Here is a 19,810-nt window from a genome sequence, read left to right on the forward strand (position 1 = left end):
TCTGCTGCCAACAATCACCGCGTGGGCGGAGGATCCGCCCACCCTACCATGGCGGAGGTTTAGCGGAAGTACGCCGCGATCTCGCGGATTTCCTGGGCGCCGATATTGCTGGTGAAGCTGCGCAGGCGCATCACCGCAACCAGGTAGGAGAAACGTGCCTGGGCCAGGTCGCGCTGGCTGGTGAACAGCTGTTGCTGGGCGTTGAGCAGGTCGAGGTTGATGCGGACCCCGCCCTTGATGCTCTGCTCGGTCGCCGTCATCAAGAGCTTGGCCGACTCCACCGCCTTCATCAAGGCGTCGACCTTGCGCACGCTGCTCTGCGCCAGGCTGTGGGCCTTGCGTACTTCCACCAGCAGGCGGTCGGTGCGCACTTCCAGGTCGGCCCGTGCGCGTTCGTAATTGGCGGCGGCCTGGCGCGTCTGGGCATTCACGGCGCCACCGGCGTACAGCGGGATGTTGACCTGCACCCCGAGGCTGCGGTTCAGGTTGTCCTGGTTGAGGGTGTTGATGGTCTCGTTGTCACCCTTGCTGTAGGTGCCGACGAAGTCGATGCGCGGCAGGTGGCCCGCCTTCTGGCGGCCGATCTCGAGGCGCGCGTTTTCCACCGCCAGGCGGGCGACTTCCAGCTCGTTGCTGTTGTCGACCGCGCGCTTGCTCCATTCCTCGAACGAACCCTTGACCAGCTCGCCGACGCGGAAGTCGTCCGACAGGCGGTCGAGCGTGCCCGCCGGGCCGCCGATGATGCCTTCCAGGACTTCGCGCTGGGCCCGGGCATTGTCCTGCGCCTCGATCAGCTGGGCTTCGGCCAGGTCGAGCCGGGCCTGGGTCTCGAGCATGTCGGTCTTGGTGCCCTCGCCCTTTTCGAACAGGCGCTGGTTGACCTTCTGGGTCTCGGCGAAGGCATCGCGCTGCACGCGCGCCAGCGCCACCTGCTCTTCGGAGAACAGGGCATCCAGGTAGGCGCCGACGACACGCACCGCCACCTCATTGGAATCGGCTTCGAACTGCTCGGCGCCCTGTTGCGTCTGGACCTTGCCCTGGCGGTAGCGCTGCACCGCATCCAGGTTCAGGATCGGCTGGCGCAGTTGCACGACGGACGAGCGGCTGATGTATTTCGAATGACTCGGCGGCCGAGCCACGCCGCCAAAGGTGGACTCCTGCTCCAGCACGTTCTTGCTGCCATTGAAGCTGGCCGACACGCTCGGCAGCAGCTGGGAGCGGCCGAGAATACGGTTTTCCTTGGCGGCCTCGTTGGCGTAGTAGCCCATGCGGTAGGCCGGATCGTTCTTCAGCGCGGCCTCGTAGGCCTGCTGCAGGCTGACCGCGCCGGCATTGCCGGCGGCCAACGCGGCGCCGAGCGCCAGCGCTGCGAGTTTGAAGGGGCGGCGCATCATCAGTCTCCGCCCACCGACGCCTTGGCGCGATCGAACACCGGCTTGAGCAGGTAGTTCATCATCGTACGTTCGCCGGTCTTCACGAATAGCTCGACCGGCATGCCCGGGATGATATTCAGCTTGTGAGCGGCAACCTTCTTGGCGCCTTCCTTGCTCACCCTCACGCGCACTTTATAGTACGGCATGCCGGTGTGCTCATCGACCGAGCGGTCGGCGGAAATGGTCGTCACTTCGCCTTCGATGTGCGGCGTCGTATTGGTATTGAACGCCGAGAACATCAGCTCGACCGGCAGGCCTGGATGCACTTTGTCGACCAGGTTGGTCGGCAGCTGGCCTTCGACCACCAGCGGGTCGTCGCTCGGGACGATGTCCATCATCTTGAAGCCCGGCGGCACCACGCCGCCTTCGGTGAACACGGCCAGGCCGACCACGATGCCGTCGGCCGGCGACTTCACCTCGACGCTCTGCAGCTCGAACTTCTGGCCTTCCAGGCGCGCAGCCAATGCTTCCGCTTCTTTCTGCACATCGGTCAGCTGGGTGCGCACTTCCTTCTGGTAATCGGACAGGCGCTGGGCACGGCGCAGGCTCAGCTCCATCACCTGGCGCTGCGAGCGGCCGATATTGCCGATATCTTCCGAGATCGAACCGTTCAGCTGGGCGTAGGTGCGCTCGAGGTCAAGCAGGCGATTACGCGCCACATAGCCTTCCTTGGCCAGGTCGCGCATACCACCGAGCTGCTCCTTCAGCATCGTAACCTGCTCCTTCTTGCTTTCACGCGATTCCTGCAGGCCCTGGATCTGCAGCTTGAGGCCGGCGATGGTGGCGTCCACGCTGCCCAATTCATTCTGCAGCGACATCTGGCGCGACATCATGAGCTGTTCCTGCAGGCGCATCGCTTCCGCCACGCGCGGCTCGCTGGCGCGCTGCTTCAGCTCGGCCGGGAAATCGATGCTCTTGCGATTCGCCATCTCGGCGAGCAGTCGGGCTTCGACCGCGCGCGAGGTGAGGTATTGGCCTTCCGTCATGTCGAAGGCCGACTTGGCGATGATCGGGTTCATGCGCACCAGCACCTGGCCGCGCTTGACCACATCGCCGTCCTTGACCAGCAGGTCCTGGACGGTGCCGCCACCTTGATGTTGCACCGTCTGGCGGTTCGACTCCTTGGCCACCGTACCTGACAGCGGCACGCCCTTGTCGAGCGGCGCGGTCGATGCCCACACCAGGAAGCCGCAAAAGCCCAGCAACACCACGATCCAGCCGAAGCGTGCATAGCGGCGTGCGTCGGTATTCACTTCCACCGGAACGACGTCGTGCGAGACGACGTCAGCGGTGCTATCACTCTTGAGTAGTTTCATCAGTTGTTCTCTCCAGTCGCCGCATTCGCGGTTGCCTGATCTGCCTGGGCGCGCTGTTGTTGCGCCGCTTGCTGTGCTGCCTGCTGCTGAGCCGCTGCCTGCTGTTGGGCTTGCTGCTGTGCGAGCATCGCCTTTTTGTTCGCTTCCTGCAGCGCTGCCAGCACGTCATTGGTCGGGCCGAACATCTGGGCCGTACCGTCACGCAGGAGCAGCAGCTTGCTGGTGATGCCGAGCACGGTGGTGCGGTGGGTGATCAGCACGATGGTCTTGCCGCGCTGGCGCAAGTCGGCCACGGCCTGGACCAAGGCCTGTTCGCCGATGTCGTCCAGGTTCGAGTTCGGTTCGTCCAGCACGATCAGCGACGGGTCGCCATACATGGCGCGTGCCAGGCCTATGCGCTGCTTCTGGCCGCCGGACAGGCCGGCGCCGCCGTCGCCCAGCTTGGTGTCATAGCCTTCCGGCATGTGCAGGATCATGTCGTGCACGCCGGCGCGTTTCGCTGCCAACACCACTTTTTCCGCGTCGATTTCGCCGAAACGGGCGATGTTCTCGCTCACGGTACCGCTGAACAGCTCGATGTCCTGCGGCAGGTAGCCGACGTGCGGGCCGAGTTCACCTTTGTTCCACTGGTAGATGTCGGCGCCATCGAGGCGCACCTTGCCCATCGCCGACGGCCACACCCCGACCAGCAGTCGCGCCAGGGTCGATTTGCCGGAGCCGCTCGGGCCGATCACGCCGAGCACGTCGCCCGCATTGATGCCGAAGCTCAGACCCTTGATGATCGGCGTCTTGGCGCCCGGCGGAGCGGCGGTCACGCCTTCCACCGTCAGCGCGCCTTGCGGCTTCGGCAGTTCCATGCCAGCGGGACGTTCCGGATTCGCCTCCAGCAGCTTGCTCAGGCGCTCGAAGGCGCTGCGGGTGCTTGCCCACGACTTCCAGACGCCGATGACCTGTTGCACCGGGGCCAGCGCGCGGCCGACCAGGATCGAGGCGGCGATCATCATGCCCGGGGTCATCTTGTTTTCCAGGACCAGCAGCGCGCCGAAACCAAGCACCAGCGACTGCAGCGAGACCTGCACGAACTTGGTGGCCGACGCGATTTGGGCGGCTTTCTCGCTCGCTTCGGCCTGCAGCTGCAGGAACTTGCCATGGGTTTTGTACCAACGAGCGATCAGGTTCGGCAGCATGCCCATCGATTCGATAACTTCGGCATTGCGCAGATTGTTGGTCGCCATCGTGGTCGACGCGATCGCCATACCGTTGGCTTCGCTCAGCGGTTTCTTGGTCACGCGTTCGTTGACGATGGCCAGTACGACCAGCACAAGGGTGCCGCCAAGCGCAAACCAGCCCAGCGCCGGTGAGAAGACGAAGATGACGATCAGGTAGATCGGGAACCAGGGCGCGTCGAAGAAAGCGAACAGCGCATTACCGGTCAGGAATTGACGCAAGTTCGTCAGGTCAGCCAGCGCCTGGCCGGCGTTGGTGCCGGACTGCTTCAGGTTCTGCTCGAACGCCGCTGTATAGATGCGCTTGTTCATATTCATGTCGAACTTGGCACCAACGCGCACCAGTACATAGGAGCGTACGAGTTCCAGGCCAACCATCAGGAGGTAAGCACCCAACATCAGCACGGTGAGCATCAACAGCGTCAGTTCGTTGCGGCTGGCCAGCACGCGGTCGTACACCTGCAGCATATACAGCGAAGGCACCAGCATTAGCAGGTTGGTGATCGCGCTGAAAGTTCCGACGGTCCAGAACGTGCTCTTGAAAGCGAGCAGGGCTTGCTCGATCTCGTTTTTCTTATTGAAGAGTTTGGTATTCATGTAGTCCGATGAACGCGTAATTGAGACGCTTCCATCCTGTCAAACGGACTGAGCAGGAGAAGCGAGCGAGACATTATCGCGCAAATCCTGCCGGAAATGTGATGTGCATCACATTTTTTGAATATTTCGATAAGACGAATTTGTAACCGCGGGCTACTCCTGTCGCATCGTGGCGACAGGCGCTTGTCGATGACAAGCGCCTGATAGCGGTTTAACACTCGATTCGCAGTGTCTTCAGGATTGGCACGAGAATACGTTCGAAGTTCATGCCTACTCGCAGCGCTTCGTCCATTTCCGCTTCCGGCGTTTCCGGAACCTTGCCGTCCTTCTGGACGATGCGTTGGCCGCTAAGCTTCAGGATATTGATCACATAACGCCCCGTTTCCTCCGGCGTTTTGGCACCATTGGCCCTGGCCAGCATGAACAGCTTGTCGACGCGCCCTAGGTTGATGCCGCCACCCGTCACGGGGGATGCCAGCACCGAGACCTCGTCGGAATACCTGGCCTGTTCGCATAGCATCCGGTTGAGCCGGGTCGTTGCAGGCAAGGCCGCTTTGATGATTTTCTCTTCCTGCGCCGGATAGACCGCCATTTTGCCAACCAGGATCATCATCGCCTGTTGCAATACGTTGAAGTCGATCGCGGTGCCTGCGAATGCTTCCTGCAGTTCGGCGAGGGAATGTGGACGGTGGTCAGCCATCCGCTCGAGGATTGGGCGATACAGATCCTCCTGCAGCGTTGCCTCGCCGCGCGGCCCGGCAACCGTCATGGCGACCTTATCGACCGGCACCGCCAGCACGAAACGCTGCCGGCGCAGAATCTCGACCCGCTCGACCATGGTCAGCGGACGCAGGCCGCGCACCCAGTAGTCTTTGCGGAACTGGCGGTTAACGATGAAGTCGCGCACGGTTTCACGGAAATTCCGGTCCGGGACTTCACTCAGCAATTGCTGCTGTTCAGGCGTGAGGTTGATGACGTTGATGTGATCGATGTGGTGTGCCGAACATGCATAGCTGAGCTTTGCATCCTCCAGCCAGCTGTTCATCCGCGAGAAAGGCATCGGCGCCCAGTCGCGGTTGAAATATTCATGCGCCAAGTAGTTCCGGTTGTGCTGCTTCAGCTTGTCCAGGCGCTCCACGATTTGCGGGTTGGCGCTGAAGTACAGTGCGCCGCTGTCTTTGAGCTTGTCCGCAAAGGCAAGCGCCGCATCGATGCGCGGAACAATGCCGCCCCCCGGCGCGTTCATCACTGCAGCGTGTTCGGTCAACAGGTCGCGCATCGGGACCATCGCCCCCCAGCCGGGCTGGGTGTTATAGCTGATGTAGACCACGCCGCCGACCTTGAGCTTGCGGCGGATGAATTCGGTAATGATCTTGCGGTTGGCGTCCGACACCCAGCTCCAGATGCCATGCAAGCCGATGAAGTCGAAATCCGGGAGGTCCGGACGGTTGCAGAACTCGTCGAAGGCTTCATCGAACAGCTGTGCGCCGGCGCCGGAGACCGAAGCCAGTTCTTGCGCGAAGCTGGCCTGGGTCGGATTGAAGTCGGTGCCATACCAGCGTGTGACTGAAGCGGCAGCATGGACGTTGGTACTGATACCTTGACCAAAACCGAGCTCGCATGCGGTGCCCGTCTCGGGAAAGGCATACCCGGCATTCAAGAAAGCGAGCTTGAGGCGTTGCGGATTCAGCTCAGGATAATAGCCGTGGGTATAGGCGATATCCGCTACATAGCCTCCAGTCCATTCCGACATACGATCTCCATGCTTGCAAAAAGAATGAACATCCTAGCAGGTTCATTTGACAATGTTGCATAAGAAATGGAAAAAAAGCGCCGGAAGACCGGCGCCGATCGTCTAGACGAGCATCAAGGTGCCTGCACTCTCTTTGTTAAAAGATGCCGTGCTTAAGTCCACCAAGCCGGTGAGCTTCACGATGATATCGACGCCGCCGTCGAAATTGCCATTGCCGTCAATGTCCTGGACGATGAAGGTATTGCCGCGATACTGGAACCAGGCGATGCCATGGCTGGCTGCCTTCGCGTCCGCAGCACGCGCCGCTTCGCTTGCATAGTTATCGAAAGTCGCTTCGTCGATCAAGGTGACGCGCGAGCTGACGAAATCGGCGCTGGCGCTGCTGGCGAAGGCGATCCGCTCGCCTTTTGCCAGGTCGGTAATCGTGACCGCCGCGCCGGCATTGGCGGCACGGAATTCGCTGACGTCGAACTTGTCCTCGCCCTGACCGCCAGTCAGGGTAACGGCACTGGCAGCGACCCCATAGACCTTCAGGACATCCTTGCCTGCGCCGCCTTGTAAAACCGCGTTGGCGCCACGTGCACTGAGCGAATCATCCGCAGCCCCGCCTTTGACCGTGACGCCAGTACCAGCAGTAATGCCCAACACACCACCTGAGCCGGAACCGTCGATCAATCGCACGCCGGCCAGGTCGGCGCTGTCCATCCACACGGTGCCGGTGCCGACCAGCTCGAGGGTCTCGATGTTTTTGCCGCCCACGAGCATCATGCCGTCCAGCCGCGTATAAGCGGCGATCACCAGCGTATCCTCCCCTGCCCCGCCGTCGATGACGTCGCTGGGGCCGAGGGTGTGCCAGCGGGAGTCGGCGGTGGTGTCGATCGCGCCAAAGAAGCGGTCCTTTCCTTCCGTACCGGTCAGCGTGTCTTTCTCGGCGGTGAGGCTGTTCGGCAGTACGACCAGGGGCCCGGCTTGGGCGGCCTTGCTGATCACCTGCGCTAGGGCAATTGGTTCAATGGCTTTCGCAAGAGCCGTACCAGTGGTAATACCGGCCAACCACTCCTTGGCGACTGTATTTGCCTTCATCCCAGCGTAGCCATCTGCTTCAAACGGTGTATCCAGGGCGTTCGTGAACGCATCCGACGCCGCCACCTTGCTCGCGAAACTGATGATATCGTCGCCCGCTGCTGCAACGGAGATGCGCTGTACTGCATTGTCGACCGTGATCGCGCCGGTATCGAGCGCATTGCCCCAATATTCCAGCCCGGCGGGCTCCGGCGTACGGCCGAACAGATTGCGGTAGATCGTGTCGATAACAGCGACTCCGGATTTACCGGCATAGGTATCGCGATATTCCTGTGATGCGGCGAAGGCAGCGGCAACTGCCGAGATGTCACCTTGAGCGTTGCTGACGACCTGCTTCCAGTATGTAAGGCCGGCAGGATCGGCAGGACGGCTGAAATAAGCGACGTAAAGCTTCTGTACTGCCTCGGTGTAGGTATCCATGTGCTGTCTGAAGTTTTGGCAATCAATCATGACAGACTTTTCTTCATTGCAACAGTGACAGTCGTCACCGGCAATAAAAAAACCCCGATGCCGAAGCATCGGGGTTTTGAGCATCCATCGAAAGGGAGCTTGCGCTCCCGATCTGTAGATTACAGGTACTGCAGGGTGCCCTGGCCGACTTCGTTGAACGACGAAGCGCTCAGGTCAACGATACCGGTCAGCTTGACGATGATGTCAACGTTGTTGTTGAAGGCACCGTTGCCGTCCACGTCCTGAACGATGAAGGTGTTGCCGTTGAACTGGAACCAGGCGATGCCGTGGCTACCGGTTGCAGCGTCAGCAGCCTTGGCAGCTTCGGTGACGTAGTTGTCGAAGGTTGCTTCAGCGATCAGCGAGACTTTCGAGCTGATGAAGTCGGCGTTCGCGTTCGACACGAACTTGATCTTCTCGCCCTTGGCCAGGTCGGTGATCGAGACTGCTGCACCGGCGTTGGCAGCCTGGAAGCCGCTCACGTCGAACATGTCCACGCCTTCGCCGCCGGTCAGGGTGACAGCGCTAGCGACGTTGCCCATGACTTTCAGCACGTCGTTGCCAGCACCGCCCTGCAGGACGTCGTTGGCGCCCATTGCGGTCAGCACGTCAGCAGCCGAACCACCCTTCACAGTGGTAGCAGCGGTGTCGCTGGCCACGGTGGTGATGCTCAGGATGCCGGTAGCTGCGCTGCCGTCGATCAGGGTGACTGCCTTGGTGTCAGCCGACAGGGTCAGGGTCAGGTTACCAGCGCCGCCCACGGTGATGGTCGAAGCTGCATCGGCATCCACGTTCAGGGTATTGGTCGAGACGTTCGGCACGCCGCCGGTCGAGGTGGTGTCGGTGTCGGTCACGTTGATCTTGATCGTTTCGACCTTGTCAGCGGTTGCGGTACCGATGTTCACGCCGGTACCAGCAGCGGTGACGAAGTTGACGGTGTCAGCGGTGCCCGAAGCGTCAGCCAGCTTGACTTCGACGTCGCCCTGAGCTGCGAACTCGACGGTTGCGTTGTTCAGCATCTTGTCGAGGGTCAGCACGTTGGTGCCCGGCACAGCGGCGCCAGCGCCCGAGAAGGTGATGTCGGTGACGTTGGCGTCAGGGGTGGTGCTGGTGAAGGTCACAGCGTCGGCAGTAACGCCGCTAGCGGTGAAGCCGGTCAGGGTGCCGCCGACAGTCACGACGCCAGCGATGGTTGCGCCGGTGTTGCTGAAGGCAGTCGCCACTTGAGTTGCGGTCAGGTTGGTGACAGCAGTCACGGTGCGACCGGCGACGGTGTAGCTCTGGCCAGCGGTCAGCGCGTTGAAGGTGATGGCCGACGACTCGGTGACAGGACCCACGGCATTACCTTGGGTGGTGTTCGGGACCAGCGCGGTCGGAGCTGCGCCGACGCCAGCGGCCGAACCGTTCGAGATGACGTAGTTGATGTCATCCAGGTTGTCCATGTTCACGGTGCTGTTGGTGCTGGTTGCGCCAACCGAGATCTTCTCGAAGCCGGTGAAACGGTCCTGGAAGGTCACGCCAGCCGAACGAGCAACTGCGGTAGCAGCCGACAGCGCCAGGGTGTCGGTGCCTTCGCCGCCGTTCAGTTCAACGGTCGATGCCGGGTCGATCGCCAGGGCGGTGCCCAGGCTCAGGGTGTCGTTGCCGGCGCCCAGGTTGATCGACTTGCTGATTGCGGTGTCAGCATTGGTGATGGTGACGCGATCCGAACCAGCGCCGCCGGTGTAGGTTGCCCTGTTGCCCTGGATGCTGACGGTCACGGTGCCGGTGGTGGCGGTGGTGTCAACCGATTCCAGGGTGTCCGCGGTAGCGGCAGCCAGGCTCAGGCCAGCAGTTTCGCTGACTTTGACAGTCTTCAGGCCAGCCAGGTCGGTGGTCGAGTTGTTCAGCGTGCCGGTACCGGTAACGTTCAGGGTCTCGGTCGCAGCAGCGGTCAGGGTCACGAAGTTCGAACCGGTGCTCTTCACGTTCAGGGTGGTCGGAGCGGCGGTCAGGGTGACGGCTGCACGTGCGCTGGTGGCGAAGCCAACCTTGTTCAGGTTCAGAGCCAGGGTCGACGCGGTGTCAGCAACGGTCAGGCCTGCAACCGCGGTGACGTCACCAGCAGCGTTGTAGGTTGCGCCGCTGTTCGACAGGTTCAGGGTCTCCAGGACTGCGCCGCCGGTGATCGACGAGCCAGCACCGTACGAATCGATGGTAGCGGTCTTGATCGAGCCAGCTGCGTCGGCGATGGTGACTGCGCCAGCGACGATGCCGAGTTGGCCAGCTTCAGCGGCAACGCCGGTCACGCCAGCAACGCGGGCGCCAGCGGCTGCAGTAGCGGTGCTGCCAGCAACGGTGGTCACGGTAGCGTCCAGGTCAGCTGCAGCCGAAGTGCTGGTGAACACGACCTTCGAGGAGGTTGCGCTGACGGTTTCGACGGCGCCCGAGGTCCACTTGTTGGTCACGCCGCCAGCTGCGTCGGTGTAGATGCCCAGCTCAGCCGAAGCCGAACCCTGGGTTGCGCCGGTGGCCAGGTTTGCGAATGCCGATGCCACTTGAGCAGCGGTCAGGTCTTTCTTGGCGGTGAACCACAGTTCGCCATCGCCGAAGTCGACTTTGACGACGTCGCCGGCTTTAGCAGCGCTGAACACCACTTCTTCGGTGGTCGATTTGGCAGCAACAGCGGTCACGGCTGCGAATTCAGCCTGCGCGACGTCTTGCTTGACGCTGACGGTGGTGGTAGCGGCGGTGCCGGTGACGCTGACTGCGCCTTGGGTGATGGTCGCGCCGGTGGTGTCAGCCACGGCAGCAGCTGCGCTGCTGGTTGCTTTTTCGGTCACGTTGATGCTGGTGCCGCCGGTGACGGTCACGCCAGCCAGGGTCACGTCGGTAGCAGCAACGGTAGCTGCGCCGGTGGTGGCGACAGCGACGGTGCCAGCAGCAGCCTGGCCGGCCGAGCCAACCTGGATTGCGCCGGTGGTTGCGGTCACGTCGCTCAGAGCAACGTTGACGTTCTTACCGCCCAGCAGGGTGGTGGTAGCCGAGCTTGCCTTCAGGTTCAGGCCGATGTCGGTGGTCGCAGCCGAGGTGACGCTGATTGCGCCGCCGGCACGGGTCACGTTCACAGCGCTGACGCCGGTGAGGCTGGTGGTGTTCAGGGTGATCGCGTCAGCAGCTTGAACTTCGATGGTCTCGACGTTCTTGATGTTGGCCAGTGCCGAGGTGGTCAGCGCGGTACCAGCAGCGATGACCAGGGTGTCGACGCCTGCGCCGCCGTCGATGGTGTCGACTGCGCTCAGGGTGTTGACTTCGGCGTTGTTGGTGTCGACAGCAGCGATGATGCGGTCATTGCCGGCGCTGCCGGTGATGACGTCCAGGCCCTTGGTCAGGGTGTAGGTCTGCGCGGTGGTGCCGGCGCCGATCGACTGGTTGACGGTTGCGTCCAGGTTTGCCGGAGCAACGGCGGCTGCCAGGGTGGCAGCGTCGGTCACGCTAGCGATGTAGGTCTTGGCAACTGCGTTGGCCTTTTCGCCGCTGTAGCCCAGGCGCTCGTCGGTGGTGTCCAGAGCGTCGGTGAACGAGGTTGCTGCGGTGACTTTCGAAGCGAAAGCGGTCTTGTCGGCGTTCTGTGCGCCGGCCGAGATCATCAGGACAGCGTTCGACAGGGTCACGCGACCAGCTGCGATTTCGTTGTTCCAGTACTCGAGACCAGCTTCTTCAGCCGAGCGGCCGAACAGGTTCTTGTAGATGTTGTTGATGACCTGGCGGGTGTTCTGGCCAGCGTAGGTGTCGGTGTATTCTTTCGACTGGGCGAAGCTAGCTGCCAGTTGCGAGAGGACAGCAGTGGCGTTGCCCGATTTGGCGATGACGCCATCCCAGTACTGCAGGCCGTAGTAGTCGGCTGGGCGGTTGAAGAATGCCACGTACAGCTTCTGGATTGCTTCGGCATTTTGGAAAGCCATGTATTACTCCTAGATTTAGATCAATGATCAGAAAAGTTCAACCTGCAGCTTCTTCACTCGTGTGACTGCAGCCCAACGACCCGGATGATGACAGAGGTCAAGGACGCAGCTATGTGACGGCCGTCACATGAACGTACAATCTGTGGCGAAATTGCGGTTTTTTTTCCACTCCGTTTTAACGGCGGATCATTATCAGAGAAAGTTTCCCGTGGCGCAATGACTTCGTAGCCGCTGTCATAGGAGAAATCTCTGCCATAGTAGAGAAGGCATCAATCAGGCACGAACCGCCATGCGGCGCGCATGACACGTGCGATGGGCGAAAAAAAACCGCCACAAAGTGGCGGTTCTTCGAAATTCCCTCGCTTACTTCTGGACGCCCCAGTAAGTCGCGCCATTGATTATGCGCTGGTCGTCGAGGCGGCGATCAAATAAATATGCAGCGGCCCCACCGTTTTCATTACTCAGCTGGCCCTCGACGTTCATATTGGTAGGTGCCTTCCAGAGTTCGTTACCGGTCAGCCTTCCGTTATAACCCACGGCACCTTCGGAGTTCATTTTGAACAACTCGCCTGAAGCGGTAGTCAGGTCGAATCCCGTGTTAAAGGTACGCGCACCGAAATCCACATTCAGCTTGCCATTGCTGATCTTGGCTTCGGTGGGCAGCGCCCCATCGGCCGTGTATACATAGGCTTCGCTGGCTTGCAGATTGAAACCGACACTGCCGCGCTCGGGAACGACATAGTCGGCGCCAGGGGTTTGGAACAGCGCGTAGTTGCGACGCAAGGCGACCATTTTGTTTTCGGAATTCAGCTGCTTTTCCAGATCGAGCGTGATATCCGCGCCGGCGAACGATTGCCAGCGGCCCCACACAAGCTGCTTCGGCGGAGGGGGAGGCTCGACCACTACCGGAGGCGGCTTGATCGGGTCCGGCTCCGGCCCGACCACGACCGGGTCGAGCGGCGGCGTAATGACCGGATCCTTGGACGGCGGCGGCTGTGTCGGCTGCGAAGGCCCCTTCACAAGCTTGTCGAAGTCATTGCTCTTCCGCGCATCCAGGACCGGCCCGGAAGCACTACTGCCGCCGGTACTGCCGGATTTCGCCACCGGTTCATCCGCACGCGGCGGCGAGACCTGGTCCGGGCCGGTGCTGCTGGACTGCAGCAGCTGCGGCGCGGTGTCGCCACGCTTGACCTGCAGCAGCTGGCCGCGCTGGCCTGCGAACAGTTCGCGGCTGGCCGCACCCTCGCAGGGGCCGACGCCATCCGGGTTGCAGCCGCCGGCAAAGCCGCTGACCACCACGCCGCCGGTCAGCACCGTGACGCGCGAGGTTTCCTGGTCCGTATAAACAGTAAAGTCGGTGCCGCGCACGCCGATCGCCGCCACCGGGGTGTTGAAGCGGAAGTTCTGGCGCGCCTGCTTGACCGCATCGCCCGACTTGCTGCGGGCCACACCGCTGATCAGTTCGAGCTTGATGCGGTTGTTGGCGGCGTTCTTCTGGTCGATGTGGTAGGCGACGATGCGCGCCTTGGTGTTCGGACGCAGGATGAACAGGCCATTGTCGACCGTTTTCACATAGAGGAAACCGTCCTTGCCCGTCATCAGGAGCTCGCCTTCCTGGACGGACGTGCCTTCCGCGCCAGCCTTGTCGGCAACCTGGGCCTGTCCGGCGGCAAAGATGACCTTGCCGGCCTCGGCCGCGTGCGCCGCGGCGGCGAATGCCAACGAGCTGATGATGAGTAATGGACGCAACATACTTTTTCCCCTTTTCGCGCTATTATCCGGGCCGCGCCAGCCTCTTCCGTGATGGCCGTCACATTTTAGAGCAAACTCATGTGTTACCCGATGTGCTTACAATTTGTAGCAATTGCCCTTGGAGCAACGCTTTGGCCTTATACTTCTAGTTTCTCGTCATAAATTTCTCGCTCCTACACTGGTCCTGACGGCGTGACCGATTCCCCTTCTTCCCAGAGCAAGCACCGGCTGGCGCCACGCCAGCAGGCGGTTTTCGCACGCGCGCTGATCGGCGTCGTGGCCGTGTTGCTGACCGTGCTGGTGCAATGGGGCCCCTCCTTCGGCCTGTCGCATCTGGACAACATCTCTTTCGGAAGCGAGACCCTGCGCGACCAGTTCATCCGCTGGCGCGCCACGACCGAGGTCGAGCCGCGCATCCTGGTGGTCGATATCGACGAGGCCAGTCTGGCGGCGGAAGGCGCCTGGCCGTGGTCCAGCTCGCGCATTGCCGACCTGGTGGAGATTTTGCTCAGCCGCTACGAGGCGCGCGGGGTGGCGCTCGATATCGTGCGCGAAAAGGCCGGCGACCCCGAGGGCGACATGCGGCTGGCCGCGCTGGCCACCCACGGGCCGCTGGTGCTGGGCCAGGCTTTCGATTTCGACTACGAGCAGCGCCGTCCCGAACCGCTGCGCCAGGGCGTGCCGGCGGGCGCCCTGCCCCAGCCGGCGCCGCAGGCACGGACGGCCGACGGCTACATCGCCAACCACGCGGGCTTTGCCGGGGCGCGCCACGTCGGCAACATCGGCTTCGTGCCCGACCGCGACGGCGTGCTGCGCCACGTGCCGCTGCTGACCCGCTTCGGCGGACGCGACTATCCGGCACTGGGCCTGGCCCTGCTCGACTGCTGCAGCGGCGCCAGGGCGCCGGCCCTGCCGGACGCCGCCCACATGCGCATTCCCTTCAAACGCGACTGGGAAGCCTTCACCATCGCCAGCGCCACCGACATCCTGAACGAACGCATCGATCCGGCGAGCGCCAGGGGTCGGCTGGTGCTGGTCGGATCGTCTTCGCTGGGCCTGGGCGACCGCGTCACCACGCCGCACGCCGCCAAGCGCCCGGGACTGGGCGTGCAGGCGGAGATCCTGTCCGCCCTGCTCGACCGCCAGGCCGGCAGCACCCCGGCACCCTGGCCGGGACGCCTGATCGCCTGTGCCTTTGCCCTGCTGTCGGCGCTGCTGGCCACCCTTGCCTTCCCGCGCCTGCCGGCCTGGGCCAGCGTCGCGCTGCTCGGCCTGGTGTCGGCGCTGTGGCTGCGCGCCGCCTACGAGATCGCACCGCACGATCCGCTGTTCTCGACCACCGCTCCCTTGCTGAGCAACCTGTTTCTGCTGGCGGTAGCCGTGCCCTACCAGTGGCAGCTGGCGCAGCGCCGCTCGCGCCGCCTGCTCGGCACCCTGCAGCAGTACGTGGCGCCCTCGGTGGTGCGCGAGCTGCTGCGCAGCGACCTGGAAGACCCGCTGGCGCCGCGCCAGCTGGACGTCACCACCCTGATCGCCGACATGGAGGGCTATACCACCCAGGTCGAATCGCTGTCGATGGAAGAATCGGCGCGCCTGACGCGCGAATTCCTCGACTGCCTGACCGGCCCCGTGATCGCGGGCGGCGGCACCCTGGACAAATACACTGGCGACGGCCTGGTCGCCTTCTGGGGCGCGCCGCTGCCGATCGAGCAGCACGCCGACCGCGCGCTGGATGCGGCGCGCACCATCGTCGAACGGGTCGAGGCGCTGTCACGGGTACGCGAAGCGCAGGGCCATCCGCCCCTGCGGGTGCGCATCGGGATCGAGAGCGGACCGGCGGTCGCGGGCGACTTCGGCACCTCGTTCCGCAGCATTTATACGGCGGTCGGCGACAGCGTGAACACGGCCTCGCGCCTGGAACAGGCGGCGCGCGACTTCCCCTACGACGTGATCGTCGGCGCCGGCACCGTCGAGCGCGCGCTGCGCCACGGCTTCATCGCGCTCGGCGAACGGCGCCTGCGCGGCAAGGGCAAGGCCACCGCGCTGTTCACCCCAAGCGACATTCCGCGCTCGCGCAGCGCGGCGCCCGACATGACAGAAGTGGCGGCAATGGCCGCAGTCAAAGGTAGTTCATGAGTTTCGCATCGCTGCGCGCCTGGTGCGCGCTTTCCATCCTGCTGTTCGCGACGGCCGTGCACGCCGCCGAGGACCCGCAGCAGGCCGCACCCACTTCGAGCGAGGAGCTCTACCTGCAGGCCTTGCAGTCGATCGCCGAAGGCCGGCGCACCGACGCCACGGCCGAACTGCGCCGTGCGATCGAGCAGTCGCCGAACCACGCCGGCGCCTGGCTCGAGCTGGCGCTTACCCACTGCGCGCTCGGTAACTCGGATGAAGCCGAGCGCCTGTTCGCGGTCATCGAGATGCGCTTCAACCCCTCGCCCGCCCTGCTGGAACTGATCGCGCAGACGCGCGAACAGGGCTGCTCGCGCTGGGACCGCTTCTCGAGCACGGTGGTGATGGCCAGCCGCGGCTACGACCAGAACGTCAACCAGGGCGCGCGCACCAACCGCTACGTGGTCGATGCGCCGGACGGCCAGGTGGAATACGAACTGTCGGGCGACTTCCTGCCGCGCAGCGACCAGTACACCCAGCTGTCGGGCGAAACCATGCGCGAAGTCACGCCCAACGGCCTGCTCGGCTTCGCCCAGTACCAGCTGCGCCACAACGACAGCCTGCACCAGTACAACACCAGCTCGCTGTTCGCCGGCCTGGAAGCGCCTTATCGCTGGGGACGCTTGCGCGTGCGCGCCACCGGCACGCTCGGCCTGGTCACCCTGGGCGGCCAGCTCTACCAGCGCCAGGGGCAGTTGCAGGCGCGCGTGGTGCCGCCGCTGCGGCTGCCGACCGGCATGCAGTTCAACGTGGTGGGGGCGATCACCTACAATACCTTCCCCTCGCTGACCAATTTCGACTCGACCACGCAGGAGCTGCGCGGCCACCTGTCGTGGCGCCGCGGCGACCACACGGTGAATGCCGCATTCGGCGTGCAGAACGACCACGCGCTGGCCCAGCGCCCTGGGGGCGACCGCAAGGGTACCTACCTGAACCTGCTGGTACGGCGCCACATGGGGCACGGCATCAACACCGAACTGGGCTACTCGCGCCAGACCTGGGACAGCAGCCGCGTTTATTCTCCGGACGTGATCGAGGTGGTGCGCGACCAGACCACGCAGGTGCTGCGCGGCAGCGTGAGCTACGCGATCAACCGGCAGCATGCGCTGGTGCTGGAAGCGCGCGTGGTGCGCAACCGCGAGAACATTTCGATTTTCCAATACAACAACAAGCAGTTGCAGCTGAGCTGGCAATGGCAACTGCCCTGATTCGCAGACACACAACACGAATCGTTAAATCCGCAATCAATTCCGTAATTTGTTGATTTTGGGCATTACACTGGGCTGGCAAGCAATAACACGCCCAACCGGGCGCACAACCTGGAAGACACCATGATCAGCATTGCCAATTTCTTTAGCGACGTTCGCCTGCCCACCATTTCCGACGTGGCGCATGCGCTGATCGCCACCCTCGACAACGAGGACGCCTCGGCCAAGAGCGTTGCCGCCATCATCGCGCGCGATCCGGCGCTGACCGCCAAGCTGATGCGCCTGGCAAACAGCGCCCGCTTCGGCTCCAGCCGCAACGTCAGCTCGCTCGACGACGCGATCGCGCTGGCCGGCATGTCGCACATCCGCACGCTGGCGCTGGCCGCCTGCTTCGCCGAGTCCTTCCCCGCCCTGCCCGGCCTGGATACCGACGAGTTCTGGCAAAGCAGCATGGCCTGCGCCGGCTACGCCAAATGGCTGGCCAACGGCGCCGGCGCCGATCCATCCGACGCCTGGCTGTCGGGCATGGTGCTGCGCCTGGGCGAGCTGCTGATCTACCAGGTGGCCCCCGGCGCCTTTGCCGAAATCGAACAGCTACCGCACCTACCGGGCGCGCGCTGGGAGCGCGAGCAGCGCCTGCTGGGCCTGTCGGAAGGCCAGATCACGGCCGAGCTGTGCCGCCGCTGGAACTTCCCGGCGCGTATCGCCGAGGCCGTCGAGCGCTCGTCCGATCCGATGGCCACCCCGCCCTTCTGCAAGCTGGCGGGCGTGGTGCACCTGGCCAGCCTGCTGGCCGATACGCCGAGCGACGATCCGGCCATCCTGGAGACGCTGCCGGCGGACGTCGTCGCCGCCCTCGGCCTGGGCATGGACTGGATGCGCGCCCGTTTCCCGACCCACGCGTCGTTCGCCGCCGCGGCCTGAGACGGCCCCGCCGCGTTGACAGGCTGACCATGCTTCGTTGCAGGCACGCGCCAGGCGCGGCCTGCGGCGGCCCCAAAACCACCTTAAGCAGGCTCGACCGTATACAATCACGGCTGTCGGAAATTCAGGAAGGGCCGTTTGATCGTGGTGGGAGACATGGTGTTGTTGGGCATGGCCGCGCTCGCTGTTTGCGTGGGATGCCTGGTTCCGAACCGCTGGCTGCCGCCGCTGCCGAACGATAAGTTCCTTCACTTTGCCAGCTTCGCCGTGCTGTCCGTGCTCGCACTGCGCGTGGCCAAGAGCCCGCTCGAGGCGCTATTCTGGCTGCTGGGGCTGCTCGTTGCGGGCTGGCTGATCGAGTGCCTGCAGGCGCTGGTGCCGGACCGCAGCTTCTGCTGGCGCGACATCGGCGCCAACGCGGCCGGCATCGCCTTCGCGGCGGTCGGCGCCCAAGTCTACGTCAGTTTTTTCTGAGGCACGCCATTTCAGCACACACCATGACCGCCACCGCCAAGACCGCCCCGGCTCGCCGGGCTCCCGCCGACAACGATGCAGCCGCGCCGGAAGAGCGCCAGGTGCAGGTTCACCTGCGCAAGATCCCGCTGCTGGCCGAGCTGTCGGACGAGGAGATCATCCGGGTCAAGCAGGACTTGCGCTATCGCCAGTACAGCAAGCGCGACATCGTGCTGCAGAAAGGCGGCCATGGCGACGGCCTGATGTTCCTGCTGTCGGGCCAGTTGCAGGTGATCGACGTCACCGAAGACGGCCGCGCCATCGGCCTGCGCATGCTGGCGCCGGGTGACTTCTTCGGCGAGATCGCCCTGATCAACAATTCGACCCGCTCGGCCTCGGTGGTGGCGATGTCGGACGCCCTGGTCGCCTTCCTGCCGGCGGCCACCGCCATGCACCTGTTCGCGCACTCGCCCTCGGTGGCGACCCACATGCTGAAACACCTGGCGCAAAAGATCCAGCGCGATTCGGAATTCCGCTCGCTGCTGAGTATCAACAATACCGCCAAACGTATCTACACCTACCTGGTGCTGATGCAGAAGAACAAGCAGCCCGAGCCGGGCGTCCCGGCGGTGGTGGAAAACCTCCCGACCCACCAGGACATCGCCAACATGATCAACACCAGCCGCGAAACCGTGACGCGGGCGCTGACGGCGCTGGCGCAGCAGGGGATCGTGCAGAAGGATGCGCATCGCCTGATCATCGTGAAGCCGGATGCCTTGCAGAAGCTGGTGCAGGGTTCGTAGGGTGGGCGGGTCTTCCCGCCCACGCGTTCAGCTAGCGGCAAGTTCAACGCGCCTTAAGGACGAGGGTCAGGTCTGACATTCGAACACGAACTCTGCCTTAGCCCCACGGCTTTTGCTGAGCTCGTGTCTGAATGTCAGACCTGACCCCGGTTCGCGGTAGGGTGGGCGGGTGTTCCCGCCCACGCGTTCAGCTAGCGGCAAGTTCAACGCGCCTGGTCACCGGCTGATAAGGATCACCGCGTGGGCGGGAATCCGCCCACCCTACGTGCGGCATGCTACATTAATGTCATGACGGCCACTCGCCGCTCCCCTGTCCCAAGGAGATGACAATGAGCACCATGACCGGCAATGAGCTCCACCTCAAACCCAGCCTCGCCAAAAGCCTGCTGACCGTGGCGCTGGTCACTGCGGCCATCCTGCTCATTCCGCTGGTCGCCATGCAGTTCACCACCGAGGTCGTGTGGACCGGCTCCGATTTCGTCATCGCCGGCATCCTGCTCGCCTTCACCGGCCTGGTCCTCACCTTCCCCCTGCGCAAGCTGCGCACCACCAAAAGCCGCCTGATCGCCGCGGGCGTCATCGGCCTGGGCTTCGTGTATTGCTGGGCAGAGCTGGCGGTCGGGATCTTTACCAATCTGGGCAGCTGAATCGGCCACTGCGCCCACGACAATCCATTACAAATCTTTCTTGACTTCA

The 19,810-nt window shown here is 63.4% G+C and carries 13 protein-coding genes; 6 read left to right on the forward strand and 7 right to left on the reverse strand.

Annotated features, from left to right (window positions below):
- Positions 1-59: 59 nt before the first annotated feature.
- From LK542_RS23725 to LK542_RS23755, 7 genes are all read right to left on the reverse strand, one after another.
- Positions 60-1,394 (reverse strand): TolC family outer membrane protein, encoded by a 1,335-nt coding sequence (locus LK542_RS23725; protein ID WP_227813850.1) that lies wholly within the window; start codon positions 1,392-1,394, stop codon positions 60-62.
- The gene (locus LK542_RS23730; protein WP_227799648.1) at positions 1,394-2,749 is read right to left on the reverse strand and encodes an HlyD family type I secretion periplasmic adaptor subunit; all 1,356 of its coding nucleotides are present in this window, start codon (positions 2,747-2,749) and stop codon (positions 1,394-1,396) included. Before LK542_RS23730 ends, LK542_RS23725 begins: the two co-directional genes overlap by 1 nt.
- Entirely contained in the window at positions 2,749-4,572 is a 1,824-nt protein-coding gene (locus LK542_RS23735; RefSeq protein ID WP_227799649.1) for a type I secretion system permease/ATPase, read from the reverse strand. Before LK542_RS23735 ends, LK542_RS23730 begins: the two co-directional genes overlap by 1 nt.
- Before the next feature lie 211 nt (positions 4,573-4,783).
- Positions 4,784-6,325 carry a class I SAM-dependent methyltransferase gene (locus LK542_RS23740; RefSeq protein WP_227813851.1) on the reverse strand — a complete coding sequence of 514 codons (1,542 nt, stop codon included), beginning with the start codon at positions 6,323-6,325 and terminating at the stop codon, positions 4,784-4,786.
- A 102-nt stretch (positions 6,326-6,427) separates the two neighbouring features.
- Positions 6,428-7,828, reverse strand: a complete 1,401-nt coding sequence (locus LK542_RS23745) for a DUF4214 domain-containing protein (RefSeq protein ID WP_227813852.1) — start codon at positions 7,826-7,828, stop codon at positions 6,428-6,430.
- Between the two features lie 149 nt (positions 7,829-7,977).
- A complete protein-coding gene (locus LK542_RS23750) occupies positions 7,978-11,802 on the reverse strand; it encodes a DUF4214 domain-containing protein (protein ID WP_227813853.1) in 3,825 nt (1,274 codons plus the stop codon).
- Positions 11,803-12,165: 363 nt separating this feature from the next.
- On the reverse strand, positions 12,166-13,554 hold the full coding sequence (locus LK542_RS23755; RefSeq protein WP_227813854.1) for a FecR domain-containing protein: 1,389 nt from the start codon (positions 13,552-13,554) through the stop codon (positions 12,166-12,168).
- 192 nt (positions 13,555-13,746) lie between these two features.
- On the opposite strand from LK542_RS23755, the gene LK542_RS23760 reads away from it, so the two are divergent.
- The 6 genes from LK542_RS23760 (at position 13,747) to LK542_RS23785 (ending at position 19,761) form a co-directional block, all read left to right on the forward strand.
- A complete protein-coding gene (locus LK542_RS23760; RefSeq protein ID WP_227813855.1) occupies positions 13,747-15,690 on the forward strand; it encodes a CHASE2 domain-containing protein in 1,944 nt (647 codons plus the stop codon).
- Positions 15,687-16,934, forward strand: a complete 1,248-nt coding sequence (locus LK542_RS23765) for a tetratricopeptide repeat protein (RefSeq protein WP_227813856.1) — start codon at positions 15,687-15,689, stop codon at positions 16,932-16,934. The genes LK542_RS23760 and LK542_RS23765 overlap by 4 nt, the downstream gene beginning before the upstream one ends.
- A 123-nt stretch (positions 16,935-17,057) precedes the next feature.
- Positions 17,058-17,858 carry an HDOD domain-containing protein gene (locus tag LK542_RS23770; RefSeq protein WP_227813857.1) on the forward strand — a complete coding sequence of 267 codons (801 nt, stop codon included), beginning with the start codon at positions 17,058-17,060 and terminating at the stop codon, positions 17,856-17,858.
- A 156-nt stretch (positions 17,859-18,014) separates the two neighbouring features.
- On the forward strand, positions 18,015-18,332 hold the full coding sequence (locus LK542_RS23775; RefSeq protein ID WP_227813858.1) for a VanZ family protein: 318 nt from the start codon (positions 18,015-18,017) through the stop codon (positions 18,330-18,332).
- A 23-nt stretch (positions 18,333-18,355) separates the two neighbouring features.
- Positions 18,356-19,114, forward strand: a complete 759-nt coding sequence (locus LK542_RS23780) for a Crp/Fnr family transcriptional regulator (protein ID WP_227813859.1) — start codon at positions 18,356-18,358, stop codon at positions 19,112-19,114.
- A gap of 329 nt (positions 19,115-19,443) precedes the next feature.
- Positions 19,444-19,761: a hypothetical protein gene (locus LK542_RS23785; protein WP_227813860.1), complete on the forward strand. Its 318-nt coding sequence runs from the start codon at positions 19,444-19,446 to the stop codon at positions 19,759-19,761.
- Positions 19,762-19,810 lie beyond the last annotated feature (49 nt).

Source organism: Massilia sp. IC2-477, from assembly GCF_020707265.1.
In the GTDB taxonomy this organism is placed as follows: Bacteria; Pseudomonadota; Gammaproteobacteria; order Burkholderiales; family Burkholderiaceae_D; genus Telluria.